Raw genomic sequence first — 18,711 nt, 5'->3', positions numbered from 1 at the left:
TTTATGGTTACTTGTGTTTATCCCTTGCCAATTTTCTGGCCTGACCAGCCTAAACTCCCTATAATCGGCTGCAAATGTCATCACGTTACATAGTGTTTACATCTAACTACCCTACATACTTAAAATAAAAAGGAACCTTGTTCCATGTTAGAAAAACTGTTCAAACTGAAACAAAATCAAACGAGCCTCAAGCAGGAAGCGGTCGCAGGTTTGACAACATTTATGACGATGGCCTACATCATTTTTGTGAATCCAATGATGTTAGCCGATGCGGGCATGGACCATGGGGCTGTATTCGTCGCGACCTGTTTGGCTGCGGCTGTCGGCTGTATAGTCATGGGCTTGATGGCGAATTATCCTATCGCGCTTGCACCCGGTATGGGACTGAACGCCTTCTTTACTTATACCGTTGTGGGTGAAATGGGTTACAGCTGGGAGACTGCACTTGGCGCGGTATTCCTGTCGGGTATTTGCTTTTTAATCTTATCTTTAGTGCGCATTCGAGAGTGGATTGTGAATAGTATTCCCATGTCGCTGCGTATTGGTATTGCCGCTGGTATTGGTTTGTTTCTTGCGCTGATCGGCCTTAAGAGCGCCGGTATTGTGGTGGCAAGCCCTGCAACCTTAGTGACCTTAGGCGATATCACTGCATTTCCGGCGGTTATGGCTGTGTTAGGTTTTTTCCTGATCATTGCTATGGTGCAACGTGGAATGAAGTCGGCGGTCATCCTAAGTATCTTGATTATCACAGCGCTGGGATTAATGTTTGGCGATGTGCAGTATCAGGGTATTGTATCTATGCCGCCGTCGATCATGCCGACATTTTTGAAGATGGATTTATCCCAAGTCTTTGAAGTGACTATGTTATCTGTGGTGTTTGCCTTCTTATTTGTCGATCTCTTCGATACCTCTGGCACTTTAGTTGCGGTTGCACAGCGCGGTGGTTTCCTCGATGAGAAGGGCCGTTTACCGCGATTAAACCGTGCCTTGACTGCTGACAGTTTAGCGACCATTGCGGGCGCGGCTTTTGGTACATCGACGACCACAAGTTATATCGAAAGTACGGCGGGTGTGAGTGCGGGAGGCCGGACTGGTTTAACGGCAGTTGTCGTGGGATTACTCTTTATTGCTGCGTTATTCCTGTCGCCATTGGCGGGCATGATCCCAGCTTATGCGACAGCGGGCACACTGTTTTATGTGGCGATTCTGATGATGTCGGGGCTCGTGCATGTCGAATGGGAAGATTTGACTGAAGCCGCACCGGTAGTTGTGGTGTGTATTTTAATGCCACTGACGTTTTCTATCGCTACAGGCATCGCCTTTGGGATGATTTCATACGCCGCAATCAAATTACTCACGGGTCGTTTTAGCGATCTCAATGTGGGCATTGTCGTCTTGGCCGCGCTGTTTGTGGCTAAGTTTATCTATGGCTAATCCTATCGATTAGTGGCTCGAGCAGTGCAAGCTCGCAACCTAGATTGTCTACAATAGACAATATTTTTTGAGGGTCATCTAACTGATGGCCCTTTTTAATGCGCTATTCTAAGCAAAATCGAAAATTTATTCGGAGTTAATAACTCCTTGCTACCAATTACCCAGCGGATTAGGTATAAGGATTGTTCGGTTATTTTTTACAAATGAATAATGAACTTAAGTGAGATTGCGTATCGCCGCGTAGTAGTGAAGTTAGGGACGAGTGTGCTGACCTCTGGCAGTAAACAGCTAGATAAAGCCCACATGGTTGAGCTTGCTCGTCAAATGGCCGCACTGATGAAGTCAGGGGTCGAAGTCGTATTATGCACTTCTGGCGCAATTGCCGCCGGGCGTGAACATCTCCAATACCCGATACTGCCCGACACTATGGCCAATAAGCAATTGTTAGCCGCTGTCGGGCAAAGTCAGTTGATCCTCGCTTGGTCACAACTCTTTAGTATTTATGGGCTGCATGTCGGCCAATTGCTGCTGACCCGCGCCGATTTGCAGGATAGGGAGCGTTACCTCAACGCCCGTGACACGCTTAATGCCTTGCTGGCCAATAATATTGTGCCGATCATCAATGAAAACGATGCCGTTGCCACCAATGAAATCAAAGTCGGTGATAACGACAATCTATCGGCCCGTGCTGCACTGCTGTGTGATGCCGATTTATTGATTTTATTGACGGATCAAAAGGGCTTATTCGATGCCGATCCGCGCACTAACCCGAATGCTAAGTTGATCTCCCAAGTCGTCAAGATTGACGACAGCCTACGTATGTTAGCGGGCGGTTCTGTTTCGGGTTTAGGCACGGGCGGAATGTCGACTAAATTGGAAGCGGCGGATATTGCTCGCCGTGCAGGCATCGAAGTGGTGATCGCCTCTGGCCATCACCCCGATGTGATCAAAAAAGTGGTGAGCAAGGAATCGGTTGGGACACATTTTAGTGCCATCGAAAACCCGCTCGAAAGCCGTAAACAGTGGATTTTAGCCGGCCCTGCGACTCAAGGTTCTTTAGTGCTCGATGCGGGTGCGGTCAAAGCCGTGACAGACAAGGGCCGCAGCTTATTGTCCAAAGGTATCGTCGGCGTTAAAGGCCAGTTTGAGCGCGGCGCAACGCTGCAATTAGTTGATCAACAGGGTAAAGTGATTGCTAAAGGGATGACACGATACTGCGGCCAAGCCCTGAGTTTGATCGCGGGCAAGCATTCTGACGAGATCGAGTCTTTACTCGGTTACGATTATGGTGACGCAATAGTGCACCGCAACGACATGGTTGTCTTATAAGCGAGGTCTGTTTTGAGTCAAATTAATCAAGATCAGTATTTACAGCAACTTGGTAATAATGCCAAACAGGCAAGTTATGCCTTAGCTAACTTAACGGCGAGCCAAAAGGCCGGTTTGCTTGAAGCCATCGCCGATGCGCTGACAGAAAACGCCGCCGCCATTTTAGCCGCGAATGCTAAGGATGTTGCCGCCGCTAAGGCCGATGGATTAACGGATGCGATGATCGACAGATTGTTGCTCGATGATGCGCGTCTGGCGGGCATTATTGGCGATATTAGCGATGTGATCCGCCTTGCTGACCCGGTAGGCGAAGAATTTGGCAGTAAATTATTAGATAACGGTTTAAGGCTGACTCGCCGCCGAGTACCACTTGGGGTTATCGGAGTGATTTACGAAGCTCGGCCCAATGTCACTGTCGATATCGCAGTGCTTGCCCTTAAAACCGGTAATGCGGTGATCCTCCGTGGCGGTAAAGAAACCCTAGCATCGAATAAACTCATTAGTGAGGTGATCCGCGGCGCGATTGTTGCCCAAGGTTTACCTATAGATGCGGTGCAATTTATTGATTCTTCAGACAGATCTTTAGTGACAGGTTTACTTAAGCTCGATCAATATGTCGACATGATAGTGCCGCGTGGCGGTCAAGCACTGCAACGCTTATGTGCCGAGCAGGCGACGATTCCGGTGATCTTAGGCGGCATAGGTATTTGCCATTTATATGTCGATAAAAATGCCAATCTTGAGCGGGCTCTCGAAGTGATCGCTAACGCCAAAGTGCAGCGTCCAACTGTGTGTAATGCGCTTGATACCTTGCTGGTGGATGAGCATGTGGCGAGCACCTTTGTACCGCAAATTGCCGAGTATCTGCATCGTTTAGGTGTGCGTTTTTCAGTTTGTGATACAAGTTTTAGTTTGCTTGATGGTTTAGGGTTTGATGTGACGCACGCTAAGGCTGAGGATTTTGGCATCGAATGGTTGTCGTTAACCTTAGGCATTAAAGTGGTGAGTGATATCGATGCCGCCGTTGACCATATTCGTACTTATTCTAGCGGCCATTCGGAAGCGATTTTGACCGATGACATTCACGCTGCGGCGCATTTTATGAACCAAGTGAACTCAGCGGCTGTGTATGTGAATGCCAGCACACGTTTTACCGATGGCGGTCAGTTTGGCCTTGGCGCCGAAGTGGCAGTGAGCACGCAAAAACTCCACGCCCGCGGCCCTATGGGGCTTGAGGCATTAACCACGTATAAGTGGTTAGCTTGGGGTGATTACACAAGCCGTGTTTAGTGGTTAAAAACCATAAAATTAAAGCCGTTAACGCATTACGTTGACGGCTTTTTTGTTTGCAGAATTTGATTGTATAGTTTGATTGTAAGTACCAATTTGCAGAGTCTATTTATGGCAGTGTCTGTTTGCGCATTAATGGAGAAGCGGCGTATAAGTGGCAAGTAACCAGATACAGAAAAATAGCGTCGACATGACGGTAGTGAATCTACGAAAGGCCTTGATGTATTCCAAGGTATAAATAAAGTACTTTTCCTGCACTCTGCGGGTGAGTAATACCGAGGGCAGCATAAAACTGCAATAGAGCATGACTACCATAGTGGTAAAACTGTTTCCCCAGAAATGCTCATAAATAAATAAGGCGATGCAGAGTAGCATAGCGCACCAGCTGATTGGGCTGATGCTATTTTCTGGGTTCCATTGGGTTGATTTTTCCATCTGACTATCCTTAGTCGATTTGTACCTCAGTACAATTTATAGACGGAAGTCTAGGCATTATCAAACGCTTTCTACTGTAGACCCTGTTTGCTGAAGCCAATTTTGTTGTTGCTAGGGTCTTGTTTGCGAGTTATCCAACATGAGCGCGTGCTATTTAATGGAGTAGATTGCTTAACGTCGAATAACTTGTGCTTAATGTGGTCGATGTGGCTTAAAGCGTCTTAATATCGGCAAATTCACCTTTGCAAAGTTGGGCTAAGTCTGTGGCCGCTAAGCTTATCTCTAAACCGCGTCTGCCCGCGCTGACATAAATCCTATCGAAGCCTTGAGCGCTGGCATCAATTAAGGTCGGTAACTGTTTTTTCTGCGCTAAGGGACTAATGCCGCCGACCAGATAGCCTGAGGATTTTTGTGCTAGGTCAGCATCGGCCATTTGCAGTTTCTTTTGTTTTAAGCATTTAGCTACGGCTTTTAGATTAAGCTGATGATCGACGGGCACAAGCGCGACGGCAATCGGCGCATGGGCTTTGTCGATGGCAACTAAAAGGGTTTTAAATACTTGCGCGGGGTCGAGCCCTAAGGTGTTAGCGGCTTCTTCGCCGTAGGCGGCGCAGTGTGGATCGTGGCTGTACTCTAAGATATCAAATGCAATGCTGGCTTTTTTCGCCAATCGAACGGCCGGGGTCATTCTATACTCCTTCACAAAATGGGTGATATTAGCGCTTAATTTTGATGTAAAACGTTAGCCACTTCGGTTTTTACGTTCTTTAATTGGCTCATTGCAGTGAGCCAAGTTTATTTCAGGCGACGATTCAGTGATGACTCTGCCATCACTCAGCGAGCTTTGGCTTTGGGCTTATCTTACTTTTGCGCTCGGTAAAACGGGGCCAAAGTTGTTGCAACATCATCCCTGATAAAATAAAGGCTAGGCCGAGATAGGTCGCCATCGCTATCGTTTCTTGCAAAATCCACGCAATAAACCCAATCGACATCACAGGGGATAAAAACACCATAGTGCTAATGTTGGCAGTGCGAGTGGCGGTTTTTAGCGCCATTAACCAGAGCACAAAGGTAATGCCCATCTCGAACAAGCCCACATACATACCTGCAAATATCGCTTTAAGACTAAAGCTGGGTAGGGTATCTGTCAGCACTAAAGTGACGGCAATAAAAGGTAAGCCGATAACAAAGCTTAATAATAAACTCACCACGGGATCGCCTTGATCTTTAGTGTTGACGATCCAATATAGGCACCAGAGAACTGTGCTGGTCAGTGCAAGGCCGATCCCGAGCGGGCTATCAAAGCTAAAGCCGCTGATATCACCGCCGGTGGCAATGATAAACACGCCAGTGTAGGCAATCAGCGCCGCTGCAATGTCGCTCTTGCGCAAATGTTGCTTTAACAAAGGCGCGGCCAGTAACGGCAGTAATACCGCCCAAGTGTAATTAAGTGATAACGCTTGTTGTGCTGGCAGTAAGGAATACGCTTTAAATAGTACGACATAGTAGAGGAAGGGATTGATGAGCCCTGTCACCAGATAAAACATGGGGCGGCGTAAAAACTGTTGCTTGAGTAAGGAAAGCTTTTTTTGCCAAGCAAGGATTCCGCCAAGGGCAATAATCGACGTGAGTACGGCAACAAATACCAGTTGCAATGGCGTGTAGTAACTCAAGGCAATCTTAAAGGCCGTGGCCACAGTAGACCAGAGGAAGACCGCCGCCATGCCATACACGTACGCTAAATTCGAAGACTTCACGCTGCTACCTTACTAGGATAAACATCCGCCAAATGTGGGCAGATTGAATAACAGCTTTAGTTGATAAGCAAGACTATTTTATGTGATTGGATATTTTATCCCGCGACGGATGTGAGAAAGATAAATCAGAAAATTTTTTTGTTCGCCCTTGTAATTAATTTCCCTGTCCCAATATAGGTACCAAGGCAGAGAAGGTGGCCAACGATGGACTTGATATTTCAACCGTCTAGCCCCATATCAAAACCAACTAAACAAATTTAGATTGAATGAAATTTTTCGGAGGACCTCATGGGTAAAATTATTGGTATCGACTTAGGCACAACAAACTCTTGTGTAGCTGTCCTCGATGGTGGCAAAGCACGTGTGTTAGAAAACGCTGAAGGCGATCGCACAACCCCGTCAATCATCGCTTATACAGATGATGAGACCATTGTCGGTTCGCCAGCAAAACGTCAAGCTGTGACTAACCCGACTAACACATTCTTCGCGATTAAGCGTTTGATCGGTCGTCGCTTTAAAGATGACGAAGTCCAACGTGACGTGAACATCATGCCATTCAAAATCATTGCAGCCGACAACGGTGATGCATGGGTTGAATCGCGTGGCAACAAGATGGCTCCACCACAAGTTTCTGCAGAAATCTTGAAAAAGATGAAGAAAACCGCAGAAGACTTTTTAGGTGAAGAAGTAACAGAAGCGGTTATTACTGTTCCTGCTTACTTTAACGATTCACAACGTCAAGCGACTAAAGATGCGGGTCGTATCGCAGGTCTTGATGTTAAACGTATTATCAACGAACCAACGGCTGCAGCATTAGCCTACGGTATTGATAAGAAACAAGGCGACAACATTGTTGCGGTATACGATTTAGGTGGTGGTACATTCGATATCTCTATCATCGAAATCGACAGCAACGATGGCGACCAAACATTTGAAGTGTTGGCAACCAACGGTGACACCCACTTAGGTGGTGAAGACTTTGACAACCGTTTGATCAACTACTTAGCTGACGAATTCAAGAAAGAGCAAGGCTTAGATCTGCGTAAAGATCCATTAGCAATGCAACGTCTGAAAGAAGCAGCTGAAAAAGCGAAAATTGAACTTTCAAGCACCAACCACACTGAAGTGAACCTGCCATACATCACGGCAGACGCAACAGGTCCTAAGCATTTAGTGATTAAAATCACTCGTGCTAAATTGGAATCACTGGTTGAAGACTTGATTCTCCGTACATTAGAGCCACTAAAAGTTGCCCTGGCTGATGCAGATTTATCTGTAACAGACATCAACGAAGTGATTCTAGTGGGTGGTCAAACACGTATGCCTAAGGTTCAAGAAGCAGTGACAAACTTCTTCGGCAAAGAACCTCGTAAAGACGTGAACCCAGACGAAGCGGTAGCCGTAGGTGCTGCAATTCAAGCGGGCGTTCTGTCAGGCGACGTGAAAGACGTATTACTGTTAGACGTAACACCACTGTCTCTTGGTATCGAAACCATGGGCAGCGTGATGACTAAGTTGATTGAGAAGAACACTACTATTCCTACTAAGGCGCAGCAAGTGTTCTCAACAGCCGATGACAACCAAAGTGCAGTGACCATTCACGTACTGCAAGGTGAGCGTAAGCAAGCGAGCGCGAACAAGTCATTAGGTCAGTTCAACTTAGACGGTATTGAGCCAGCACAACGTGGCCAGCCACAAATTGAAGTGATGTTCGACATCGATGCCGACGGTATTCTGCATGTGTCTGCTACAGACAAGAAAACCGGCAAGAAACAAAACATCACCATCAAAGCATCTTCTGGCTTAAGCGAAGAAGAAGTGGCGCAAATGGTACGTGATGCCGAAGCTCACGCAGATGAAGACAAGAAGTTTGAAGAGTTAGTGCAATCACGCAACCAAGCTGACGGCTTAGTTCACGCAACTAAGAAACAAGTTGAAGAAGCGGGCGATGCACTGCCAAGCGAAGATAAAGAGAAAATCCAAGCTGCGATGGATGCTGTTGACACTGCTATCAAAGGCAATGACAAAGAAGCCATTGAAAAGGCAACTCAAGAACTGATCGAAGCATCTGCTAAGCTGATGGAAATCGCTCAAGCTAAGTCTCAAGCTCAAGGCGGCGACAATGCCGACGCGGGCAAACAGGCTAACGCTGCTGCCGATGACGTTGTCGATGCTGAATTCGAAGAAGTGAAAGACGACAAGAAATAATGACTTGTTTTCAATCCAATAGATTGATTTCAAAGCGTTAATTTCTAGGCGGGCGTTACGGGGCAACCCTAACGCCCGTTTGTTCAACACCAGCTGAGAAGCATGAGATTATGTCAAAGCGAGATTATTACGAAGTATTAGGTGTCAGTCGTGACACTAGCGAACGTGAAATTAAAAAGGCCTACAAACGTCTGGCCATGAAATTTCACCCAGATCGCAACCCAGGCGACAAAACCGCAGAAGCTAACTTTAAAGAAATTAAAGAAGCCTATGAGATCCTAACCGACGCCGACAAAAAAGCGGCCTACGACCAATTTGGTCATGCGGGTGTGGATCCTAATCGCGGTGGCGGTGGTTACGGTGGTGGTCAAGGCGATTTCGGCGATATTTTCGGTGATGTCTTTGGCGATATTTTCGGCGGTGGACGTCGTGGCGGTCAACGCCAAGCGGCCCGCGGCTCAGATTTACGTTATAACCTAGAGTTATCACTGGAAGAAGCCGTTAAAGGCTTAACCAAAGAACTGCGGATTCCAACACTGGCGACTTGCGATCTGTGTGAAGGCAGCGGCGCTAAAAAAGGCACCTCTGCAACCACCTGTGGCACCTGTCATGGTCAAGGCCAAGTGCAAATGCGACAAGGTTTCTTTGCGGTGCAACAGCCTTGTCCAACTTGTCATGGCCGCGGCAAGATCATCAAAGATCCTTGCACTAAGTGTCATGGCGATGGCCGTGTTGAAAAGAGCAAAACCTTATCGGTTAAGATCCCAGCCGGCGTTGATACGGGCGACCGTATTCGTTTAGCGGGTGAAGGCGAAGCGGGTGAGTTTGGCGCGCCAGCAGGGGATTTATACGTTCAGGTCAGCGTGCGTGAGCATGCGATTTTCGTCCGTGATGGCAACAACCTTTACTGCGAAGTGCCGATATCCTTCAGTAAAGCGGCCCTAGGCGGTGAGATTGAAGTACCAACACTGGATGGTAAAGTCAGCCTGAAGATCCCTGCCGAAACGCAAACGGGCCGTATGTTCCGTTTACGTGGCAAAGGCGTCAAGTCGGTTCGCAGCCATGCGGTAGGCGATTTGCTCTGCAAAGTGGTTATGGAAACCCCAGTTAACTTAAACGATCGTCAAAAAGAACTGTTACGCGAATTTGAAGCCACCTTAACTGGTGAGTCAAAGAAGCACAGCCCAAAGGCTGAGGGCTTTTTCGATGGCGTGAAAAAGTTCTTTCAAGATCTGAATAGCTAACTTGATCGAGTGGCGCTTTGTTTAGCGCTTTAGATAAAAAGCCCTGCAATGGTTAACCTTGCAGGGCTTTTTTATGTCACAAATTTAGTTTGAGATTTCGATTCTTTTTAAAAGAAAAGTCAAAGTCGTGGGGCTTCACCCCACACCCGACCAAAAGGGGAAAAACGCCTGTTCCCCTTTTGGATATCCCCCGGCGTCCCCAACGGAGTTGAAAGCTCCTTGTGCTCATAGCCAAATTTGCTATCGCTTCCGAAGGATGCGTCCCTGCACCTGCGAAAGCTAGCTCGCCATCCATGGCGAGACTCACGCAATTTGTCTATTCGCCCTGCGGCAACTCCGAGGGGATGGTGTATCCTTTTGCCGTTAAAGTGAGTTTCAGCTGTAGTTTCATAGAAATTTGTAGTTGCCATTTAAGATTTTAGGTGAGCCGAATATTTCTATGAACCATTTTTTGTAGATATTACTTTAATAGAGTAGGTCTGTAGTTAAAATCGTTAGCAGAGGTCAAAATGGATTGCATATTTAAAGCTCGTGAGCATGTGGATAATGCTTGGCTTATAGCAGAAAAATTAGGAGTACTAGCTACAGATAAAAATAAATTTATTAGCTCCATGTTATACACCTCTATGAATCACTGTGATGCTATACAAGTGTTAGTTCAGCAGCAAAATCTAGCGTCTTCTTCAGCCTTGCTAAGACCACTCTTTGAAAATACTTTTCGTGCGGTTTGGTTGCGTAACTGTGCTTCAGAAGAGCAAAGCCTAAAAGTAATGAATTCAAAAGATGGGTGGCCATCGCCTTGGAATGCTATTCAGTTAATTGAGGCTCAATCTGATAACCCCAAATTACTATCTAAGCTTTGGGAAATTATGAGAGAAAATATGCATGATTTTACTCATGGAGGTCGTGAGCTAGCTCATTGGCAAATAGGTGGAAATATTATTACATCCAATATTAGCTATTCAGAAGTTTTTGAATTGATGAAAATAGTCGTCTTATTCTCCTCTTATGTACTTTCTCAGTTGATTGAGTTATCCGAAGATAAAGATGCAATTTTACTTTTAGAAGATCTACTTGATAACCAACCATTTTGAGATCGTTAGGCTGTAAATATTTCATCGCACCATAATGAAACTTAACTTTTAAAGTTAAAAAAGATGGGACTGGCAGATCTCTTTTGGGATTAATGGTTAACACTACAACTACAGGAGTTCACCTTCCCCTGCGAAGTTGCCGCGGGGCGTTGGAATAAATTGCGTGAGCCTCGCCATGGATGGCGAGCTAGCTTTCGTAGGTACATGGACGTTGCCTTCGGAAGCGATAGCAATTTATCCATAAGACCAAGGTCAGTAATCAATGCATGTAACTTTGCTAGGGGCGGCAAGGGAGATCCAAGAGGGGATTGCTGTTGATCCCCTCTTGGTCGGGTGTGGGGCGAAGCACCACGACGTTGATTTTGATTTAAAAATCCAAACGAAGTTTGGAAATGGGGTATGCGTGAGCCATCAATTATAATCAATGGCTCTTTTGAGAGGTTACTCTTCTGGAACAGTAAATGCGGCTTCGACTTTTTCTAACTCTTGCTCGGTTTTAAGCTGAAACGCTTGCTGCTTTTTAAGCTTGGCTTCTTCTTCAAGTGCCGCTTCTCTTTGTTTAAATTCGTGTCTCTCTGGTTTAGTCAGAAACTTAAACGCGAGCTTGTTGCCTAGCACATAGGCGACTACGTCTTCGCCCTTTGTGCGGCGTTCATCGACGCGTTGTGAAAAACGGGCGTTATCGCGGGCTTTACGTTCTTCGGCATTTAACTTACTCATAATCTGTTCTCCTCATTTAGTTAATCACGGTAGTGTTCCACTACGTTCAGTTAAACAAATGAGTTGTGTTGCACATTCATAAAGCTGATTGGGCGGGATTCTACCATAAGCTGGCATTAAATCTGCGCGGTAAAATGCGCCAATCCAAAACAGAATGTTATTAGTGCACTTTATGCTAAAACTTGCTTTATTCTTGCTCATGGCCCGAGCAAATCAGGCCTGTGCATTTTACAATGTTTTGACTATCTTAGGTTATGCTAAAACGGTTTATGGTCCATTGAGTGGTGATTTTCGATAACAAACCAAGGGCAGGGAAGTCATGGGGAAAATAACGGTGAATGATTTACTCTTAAGCGAATTGCTGGCAAAGCTGGCGTCAAGGTTTGCGGCAAATAGGTTGCACCATCAAGGGATTTTGTGGGCTGAGGTTGAGGCAAGAATTCTGCAAAGTGACACGCAAATCCAAAATGCGCTGCATTGGATGGAACACACAGGTGGCGAGCCTGATGTGGTGGGGATTGATGCGAATACGGGCAAATTTATTTTTGTAGATTGCGCGGCGCAAAGCCCTGCGGAACGGCGCAGTCTTTGTTATGACAAAGCAGCGATCGAGGCGCGCAAGAAAAATAAACCCGTCGGCAGTGCACTGGAACTGGCGGTGCAAATGGGTGTACAAATGCTGACCGAGGCGCAATATCGTGAGTTACAAACCTTAGGCGAGTTTGATACTAAAACCTCAAGTTGGGTAGACACGCCAAAAGATATTAGGGCTCAAGGCGGGGCGATTTTCTGTGATCGACGTTATGGCAAAGTGTTTACTTATCATAATGGTGCAGACTCTTATTATGCCGTGCGGGGTTTTCGAACTCGATTATTAGTTTAGTGCTAGCACGAGCAAATCTTAGCTAGATAAATGAATCAGTGAAATGAGTGAGTCAAAAGGGACTGCTAACTTTGATCTCGATTGATACAAGCAATATTGGTAATCCCACTCGACTCTGCGTAAACTTTCGCTCCCATGTTTTGATCTGGTGTTGTGATGACCTTTCCTGAGCTTTCTTCTTCCCCTGAGTCGTTAACTTTTGCTGAGCTTGGCTTAAATTCGGCGTTACTTAAGGCTTTGCCTGCAAGTCTTAAACATCCGACAAAGGTGCAGCAACTGGCGATTCCGGCCATTCTTGCGGGACGGGATTTGTTAGCCTTAGCACAAACCGGTAGCGGCAAAACCTTAGCTTTTGGTTTGCCACTTCTACAACAACTTTTGTTGCAACAGCAAACACAGTTGCAGGTGGCTAAATCTGTGCAGGCCCAAAATGCGCAGGCGTTAGTGCTGGTGCCTACACGGGAATTAGCACTGCAAGTGACTGAGGCGCTGCAAACCGTGGCTGGTCAATTATCGACTCCGTTGAACATTCAGCTTCTGTGTGGCGGGGTCGCATTGGAAGACCAATTGGCCGAACTCACTGCCAAGCCGCAGGTGTTAGTGGCAACCCCAGGGCGTTTACTGGATTTATGTAAACAATCTCACATCAGTCTCGATTCGATAAAACATCTAGTGCTGGATGAAGCTGACCGCCTGCTAGAAATGGGGTTTTGGCCCGATGTGCAAAAGCTGATGGCGTTCATGCCTAAACTTAAGCAAACCTCGTTGTTTTCTGCCACCTTGCCCGAGGCGTTGGATACATTAACCGAAAAGCTGCTGGTGAATGAGCCGCTACGGGTTGAAGCCCACAAAGTGAATTCTGTAGCTGGTGAAATCGAAGAACAGCTTTATTTAGTCAACAAGGGCAGTAAAGCACAGGCATTGATTGCGCTATTAAAACAATATCAATGGCCGCAGGTGCTGGTGTTTATCAGCGCCCGTGATGATGCCGATGCCGTCGCTAAACGGCTCGCCAAAGCGGGGATGAAAGTCGCCGCGCTGCACGGTGAAAAAGATCAAACCGTGCGCAGCCAAACCTTGGCCGACTTTAAAGCCAATCGTATCCAAGTATTAGTGGCGACAGATTTGATGGCGCGCGGCATTCATGTTGATGCCTTGCCTGTGGTCATCAATTTGGATTTGCCCATGAGTGCGCCTGTGTACGTGCACCGTATTGGCCGCACCGCCCGCGCTGGCGAAAAAGGGCTGGCGATTTCCCTCGTGTGCCACGGTGAAATGGCGACCTTAACGGCGATCCGCAGCTTGACCGCGCGGGAGTTACCGCTGGCATTATTGGCTGACTTTCCAGTAACCGATAAGCCGAGTGAAAATACCACAGATGGCGCCGCAGATGGCAAGGTTGAGCGTAAGCGACCACCGCGGGATAAACAGGCGAATCGCCGTAGCATCAATAAGCATAGCGCCAAAGAGTTTAAAGGTAAGCGCTGAGCTTGAAGCTATCCATAGTGAAGTCATAGTGAAACTGGAGTGACGCAATCCTGAAACAAGAGTGAAGCCATCCTCAAGCAAAGAGTGAAGCTATCCATAGCGTTCAAGCTTGGCGTGCTGCTATCACTAAACCGATAACAGAATAAAGCGCATTGGCTGCTGTTAACGCTTTCGCTCTGGGTGTAACTTAGTGACTTATTTACATATAAGGGAGCTAAGTTATGGCATCGACATTGGCGTTAAGCAAAGCACTTCATAAAGTGGTGAATAACGGTTTAACGACTGAGCACTTTGTACTTCGACCATTCCAGCGAGCGGATCTTGAGGCTTTTACCGCCTATCGAGCCGACCCTAAGGTCGCCCAATATCAAAGCTGGACGGATTACCGCTATAGCGATGCAGTCGCGCTGTTCGACAATATGGATTACGCACAATTTGGTGCGGCGGATACGTGGTTTCAACTTGCGATTGTCACTGCCGCGTCGGGAGTAACACCGACCGCGATAGTTGGCGATCTGGCGCTGCACTTTATTGATGAGCAGCAGGTAGAAATCGGTTTTACGATTGCGCCTGAGCATCAAGGTAAACAGGTCGCTTTTGAGGCCGTTAGCGCATTGCTGGATTACCTCTTCATTGAATTACATAAGCATCGCGTTATTGCGATCACAGACGCACAAAATCTTGCCAGCTGTCGCTTACTCGAAAAACTCCACTTTAGGCGCGAAGCCCATTATGTGAAAAACATCTTCTTTAAGGGCGCGTGGGGCGATGAGTATCTCTACGCTTTGTTGAAAGAAGAGTATTAATTCCCTTTAGGTGCAAAGTATCGCTAACGCGTGCCGCCAGTGTTTCTCTATTTGGCTTATCTTGTCTATCTCAGTAAAATCTCTTCATTAGTTGAGCCTTTGTTGGCTCAAGGATCTTCACGCCCGTCATGGGATTTAAGGAGTGCCAGATGAAATCAATGCGTTTAGGCTTAGTGGGTTTGGCGGTCGTGCTCGGATTATCGGCCTGCGCGACCACGCAATCGCCAACGGGACGGGGGCAGACCTTGCTCTTTTCAGCGGCGCAGATGCAGCAGATGGGTGATGCTTCCTTTGAGGAGATGAAAAAGCAGCAAAAGGTGAGTAGCGATAAAAAGCTGACGCAATACGTGAATTGTGTCGCTAATCGGGTGACGGCAGTGCTGCCGGATCAAACCCAGCGCTGGGATGTCGTCTTGTTTGACTCTGAACAAGTTAACGCCTTTGCACTGCCGGGCGGCCACATTGGTGTGTATAGCGGTTTACTTAAGGTTGCCGATGGTCCTGATCAGCTTGCTACTGTGCTTGGTCACGAAGTGGCGCACGTATTGGCGCAACATGGTAACGAGCAGGTTTCTCGCGGACAGTTAACGGGCGTCGGTATGCAAATAGCCGATGCGGCGTTGGGGGCGAGTGGCGTGTCGAATCGCGACTTATATATGTCGGCGTTAGGACTCGGTGCTCAGGTTGGGGTCATTCTGCCCTTTGGCCGCGCTCAAGAGAGCGAGGCCGATGTGATGGGCTTAGAGCTGATGGCGCGAGCCGGTTTCGATCCGGCGCAAAGTGTGACCTTATGGCAGAACATGTCGAAGGTGGGCGGCAGTCAAGGGCCAGAATTATTATCGACTCATCCATCGAACAGTAATCGCATCGCTCAGTTGCAACAACTGCAAGGGCAGATGCAGCCACTCTATGCCAGTGCTAAAACCCAAGTGAAGAACCAATGTGTGGCGCCGAAATAAGCTGCACGCTGCATAGCGAAGTGCCACTTAGCTGAGTGTTAGCGGTTGTTTTCTGGCCGATATGCGTCCTTAGCCTATTTACGCTTTTGGATAAATACGCAATAAGTGTGTAAAAAAGCCGCCTTAGTTAAATAAGCAGTCAGTTTATCAGCATAGGTCGCGGAACTATGGTAAACTGGCGCGCAAAATTCCACTGATAAATTGAGAGTCGTTAATTATGTCTGATAAATTCAGTACTGTTGAACAGCAAGCAAGCTACGGTGTAGGCCGTCAAATGGGTGAGCAACTGGCCGCCAATTCTTTTGATGGTGTGGATATTCCAGCCGTTCAAGCGGGTTTAGCCGATGCGTTTGCCGGTTTAGAAAGTGCTGTGTCTATGCAAGATCTGCAAGTTGCTTTCACTGAAATCAGCGGTCGTATTCAAGCTGCTCAAGAGCAAGCTGCTGCAGCTGCGTCTGCTGAAGGCGATGCGTTCTTAGCTGAAAATGCTAAGCGTGATGGCGTGACTGTGACTGACTCTGGTCTGCAGTTCGAAGTATTAGTCCAAGGTGACGGTGCTACTCCAACTTACGAAGATACAGTGCGTACTCACTACCATGGTTCTTTCATCAATGGTGATGTGTTCGATAGCTCTGTAGTTCGTGGCCAACCAGCTGAGTTCCCAGTATCTGGCGTTATCGCTGGCTGGACTGAAGCACTGCAACTGATGCCAGTAGGCACTAAGTTGAAATTATTTGTTCCACATCACCTAGCTTACGGTGAGCGTGGCGCGGGGGCATCGATTCCTCCTTATTCAACTTTGGTATTCGAAGTTGAATTATTAGATATCATCTAATATTGATAAAACGCCTAAGCCTGTCTTAGGCGTTTTCTTATGGAAGACAAAGAAAGATTGAGGAGATTGAAATGAGTGGACAAGTGAGAGTGGCAATCGTCGGTGCCGGTGGTCGTATGGGTCGCACTCTTATTGAAGCGGCTTACAATCATGACCATATATTGCTGGGTGCCGCTATTGAGCGCGCTGGCTCTAGTTTAGTGGGCGTGGATGCAGGTGAGCTAGCTGGTGTGGGTAAATTAAAAGTCATGATCATGGATTCGCTGGATTACGCGACCGATGATTTTGATGTCTTGATTGATTTCACTGCGCCAGACGCCAGTATTGTCCATTTAGATTGGTGTGTGCGCCATAAGAAAGCCATGGTGATTGGCACAACCGGTTTCAATCATGCTCAAAAAGAACAGATCAATGCCTTTGCCGAGCAAACGCCGGTAGTGATGGCGCCGAATATGTCTGTGGGTGTCAACCTGATGTGGAAATTGCTCGAACTGGCTGCCGAAGTCATGGGTGATTACACGGATATCGAAATTATCGAAGGTCACCACAGACACAAAAAAGATGCGCCGTCGGGTACAGCCCTGAAAATGGGTGAAGTGATTGCTAAGACCTTAGGTCGCGATCTTGAGAAATGTGCCGTGTATGGCCGCGAGGGGATCACGGGTGAACGCGATCGTGAAACCATAGGTTTTGCGACTATTCGTGCCGGTGACTTAGTCGGTGAACATACGGCCATGTTTGCCGATATCGGTGAGCGTTTAGAGATCACCCATAAAGCCTCGAGCCGTATGACCTTTGCTAACGGCGCTATGCGCGCCGCCCACTGGCTCGTGGAGCAAAAGCCGGGCTTGTATGATATGCAGCAGGTTTTAGGTTTGCATTAATATTAAAAACGCCGATATGGCGTTTTTTTTTGCACCCAGATACCAATGGGTGGACGGTTTCGCGTTTTTCCTGTAAACTCGCTGGAATTTGTCAAAATTTCGTAAATTAGCGGAAATTGGTATCTTAACATAACATAAAAACATTATATTTCAGTGGCTTGGCTCTTTATGGAGGTCGCGTTGACAAAGTCTGCCTTACTCGTACTCGAAGATGGAACTGTATTCTCTGGCACAGCAATTGGTGCCGATGGTCTCTCTGTTGGTGAAGTTGTTTTTAACACTTCCATGACAGGTTACCAAGAAATTTTAACTGATCCATCCTACTCACGCCAGATTGTAACATTAACCTACCCACACATAGGCAACACTGGTACCAATGATGAAGATGTTGAATCCGATGGGGTTCACGCTTGTGGTCTTATCATTCGTGATCTTCCGCTCATCGCAAGTAGTTTCCGCAATCAACAAAGCTTAAGTGATTATCTCAAAGCGAACAATGTCGTTGGCATAGCAGATATCGATACCCGCAAGTTAACTCGTATTCTCCGTGAAAAAGGTGCACAAGCCGGTTGTATTATGGCTGGTGCAGACTTAGACGAAGCAAAAGCGCTCGCAGCTGCCAAAGCCTTCCCCGGTTTAAAAGGCATGGATCTCGCTAAAGAAGTCACAACTAAAGCTGCTTATCCATGGCGTAAAGGTAGCTGGCGTTTAGTGGGCGGTTTACCTGCAGATACGCCAGCAAATGAGCTTAAATACAAAGTAGTAGCCTACGACTACGGCGTTAAGCAAAACATTCTGCGTATGTTAGTGGACCGCGGTTGCGACGTCACCGTTGTGCCAGCTAAAACCTCTGCCGCCGACGTGCTGGCGATGAATCCCGATGGTGTGTTCCTTTCGAACGGCCCTGGCGATCCAGAACCATGCGATTACGCGATTGAAGCAATTCAACAGATCCTGAAAACCGACACACCGATTTTCGGTATCTGTTTAGGTCATCAGTTATTGGCTCTGGCCTCAGGTGCAAAAACCTTAAAGATGAAGTTTGGTCACCATGGTGCAAACCACCCAGTGAGCAACATTGAGAAAGGTAACGTGATGATCACCAGCCAAAACCACGGTTTTGCTGCCGATGAAAGCACGCTACCCGCCAACATTAAGGTGACGCATAAGTCGCTGTTTGATGGTTCACTGCAAGGTATCCATCTTACGGACAAACCTGCGTTCAGCTTCCAAGGTCACCCTGAAGCGAGCCCTGGCCCGAACGATGCCGCCCCGCTGTTCGATCACTTTATCGAGCTAATCGACATATACCGTCAGAACGCCAAGTAGTACGCTAGCTAGGAGA

At 47.2% G+C, this 18,711-nt stretch carries 17 protein-coding genes; 13 read left to right on the top strand and 4 right to left on the bottom strand.

What is annotated here, in order from left to right; translation table 11 throughout:
• The first annotated feature begins 144 nt into the window (after positions 1-144).
• From Q4Q46_RS16770 to Q4Q46_RS16760, 3 genes are all read left to right on the top strand, one after another.
• Positions 145-1,434, top strand: coding sequence for an NCS2 family permease (locus Q4Q46_RS16770; RefSeq protein ID WP_106651422.1), 1,290 nt, complete (start codon positions 145-147; stop codon positions 1,432-1,434).
• 210 nt (positions 1,435-1,644) lie between these two features.
• The gene (gene proB, locus Q4Q46_RS16765; RefSeq protein ID WP_106651421.1) at positions 1,645-2,763 is read left to right on the top strand and encodes a glutamate 5-kinase; all 1,119 of its coding nucleotides are present in this window, start codon (positions 1,645-1,647) and stop codon (positions 2,761-2,763) included.
• A gap of 12 nt (positions 2,764-2,775) precedes the next feature.
• Positions 2,776-4,053 carry a glutamate-5-semialdehyde dehydrogenase gene (locus Q4Q46_RS16760; RefSeq protein WP_311906533.1) on the top strand — a complete coding sequence of 426 codons (1,278 nt, stop codon included), beginning with the start codon at positions 2,776-2,778 and terminating at the stop codon, positions 4,051-4,053.
• 132 nt (positions 4,054-4,185) lie between these two features.
• Here Q4Q46_RS16760 and Q4Q46_RS16755 read toward each other — a convergent pair whose 3' ends face one another.
• The 3 genes from Q4Q46_RS16755 to Q4Q46_RS16745 all read right to left on the bottom strand — a co-directional run bounded on the left by Q4Q46_RS16755 (position 4,186) and on the right by Q4Q46_RS16745 (position 6,245).
• Positions 4,186-4,488, bottom strand: coding sequence for a hypothetical protein (locus tag Q4Q46_RS16755; RefSeq protein ID WP_107948823.1), 303 nt, complete (start codon positions 4,486-4,488; stop codon positions 4,186-4,188).
• A 211-nt stretch (positions 4,489-4,699) separates the two neighbouring features.
• Positions 4,700-5,176: a Cys-tRNA(Pro) deacylase gene (ybaK, locus tag Q4Q46_RS16750; protein WP_311900329.1), complete on the bottom strand. Its 477-nt coding sequence runs from the start codon at positions 5,174-5,176 to the stop codon at positions 4,700-4,702.
• A gap of 142 nt (positions 5,177-5,318) precedes the next feature.
• Entirely contained in the window at positions 5,319-6,245 is a 927-nt protein-coding gene (locus tag Q4Q46_RS16745) for a DMT family transporter (RefSeq protein WP_311906532.1), read from the bottom strand.
• 288 nt (positions 6,246-6,533) lie between these two features.
• Here Q4Q46_RS16745 and dnaK point away from each other — a divergent pair, with 288 nt between their 5' ends.
• The 3 genes from dnaK to Q4Q46_RS16730 all read left to right on the top strand — a co-directional run bounded on the left by dnaK (position 6,534) and on the right by Q4Q46_RS16730 (position 10,791).
• Positions 6,534-8,453 carry a molecular chaperone DnaK gene (gene dnaK, locus Q4Q46_RS16740; protein WP_226060583.1) on the top strand — a complete coding sequence of 640 codons (1,920 nt, stop codon included), beginning with the start codon at positions 6,534-6,536 and terminating at the stop codon, positions 8,451-8,453.
• Between the two features lie 110 nt (positions 8,454-8,563).
• Positions 8,564-9,697: a molecular chaperone DnaJ gene (gene dnaJ / locus Q4Q46_RS16735; RefSeq protein WP_006082793.1), complete on the top strand. Its 1,134-nt coding sequence runs from the start codon at positions 8,564-8,566 to the stop codon at positions 9,695-9,697.
• A 509-nt stretch (positions 9,698-10,206) separates the two neighbouring features.
• Entirely contained in the window at positions 10,207-10,791 is a 585-nt protein-coding gene (locus Q4Q46_RS16730; protein WP_311906531.1) for a DUF6988 family protein, read from the top strand.
• A gap of 441 nt (positions 10,792-11,232) precedes the next feature.
• On the opposite strand, the gene Q4Q46_RS16725 is transcribed toward Q4Q46_RS16730, so the two are convergent.
• A complete protein-coding gene (locus Q4Q46_RS16725; RefSeq protein ID WP_028759454.1) occupies positions 11,233-11,511 on the bottom strand; it encodes a hypothetical protein in 279 nt (92 codons plus the stop codon).
• Between the two features lie 319 nt (positions 11,512-11,830).
• Between Q4Q46_RS16725 and Q4Q46_RS16720 the strand changes: the two genes are divergently transcribed.
• The 7 genes from Q4Q46_RS16720 to carA all read left to right on the top strand — a co-directional run bounded on the left by Q4Q46_RS16720 (position 11,831) and on the right by carA (position 18,695).
• On the top strand, positions 11,831-12,394 hold the full coding sequence (locus tag Q4Q46_RS16720) for a DUF4256 domain-containing protein (protein WP_311906530.1): 564 nt from the start codon (positions 11,831-11,833) through the stop codon (positions 12,392-12,394).
• Between the two features lie 156 nt (positions 12,395-12,550).
• Entirely contained in the window at positions 12,551-13,882 is a 1,332-nt protein-coding gene (locus Q4Q46_RS16715) for a DEAD/DEAH box helicase (protein WP_311906529.1), read from the top strand.
• A gap of 221 nt (positions 13,883-14,103) precedes the next feature.
• The gene (locus Q4Q46_RS16710) at positions 14,104-14,688 is read left to right on the top strand and encodes a GNAT family N-acetyltransferase (protein ID WP_311906528.1); all 585 of its coding nucleotides are present in this window, start codon (positions 14,104-14,106) and stop codon (positions 14,686-14,688) included.
• Between the two features lie 149 nt (positions 14,689-14,837).
• Positions 14,838-15,647, top strand: a complete 810-nt coding sequence (locus tag Q4Q46_RS16705) for a M48 family metallopeptidase (RefSeq protein ID WP_006083908.1) — start codon at positions 14,838-14,840, stop codon at positions 15,645-15,647.
• A gap of 217 nt (positions 15,648-15,864) precedes the next feature.
• Entirely contained in the window at positions 15,865-16,482 is a 618-nt protein-coding gene (gene bamJ / locus Q4Q46_RS16700) for a BamJ family beta-barrel-assembly machinery protein (RefSeq protein WP_006083907.1), read from the top strand.
• Positions 16,483-16,553: 71 nt separating this feature from the next.
• Positions 16,554-17,366: a 4-hydroxy-tetrahydrodipicolinate reductase gene (dapB, locus tag Q4Q46_RS16695; protein ID WP_006082785.1), complete on the top strand. Its 813-nt coding sequence runs from the start codon at positions 16,554-16,556 to the stop codon at positions 17,364-17,366.
• 168 nt (positions 17,367-17,534) lie between these two features.
• Positions 17,535-18,695, top strand: a complete 1,161-nt coding sequence (carA, locus tag Q4Q46_RS16690; RefSeq protein WP_086012618.1) for a glutamine-hydrolyzing carbamoyl-phosphate synthase small subunit — start codon at positions 17,535-17,537, stop codon at positions 18,693-18,695.
• The last annotated feature ends 16 nt before the right edge of the window (positions 18,696-18,711 follow it).

Source organism: Shewanella vaxholmensis, assembly GCF_031932135.1.
GTDB lineage: Bacteria > Pseudomonadota > Gammaproteobacteria > Enterobacterales > Shewanellaceae > Shewanella > Shewanella hafniensis.
Note: the sequence above shows the minus strand (reverse complement) of the source record. Positions and strands in the feature narration are given on the sequence as shown.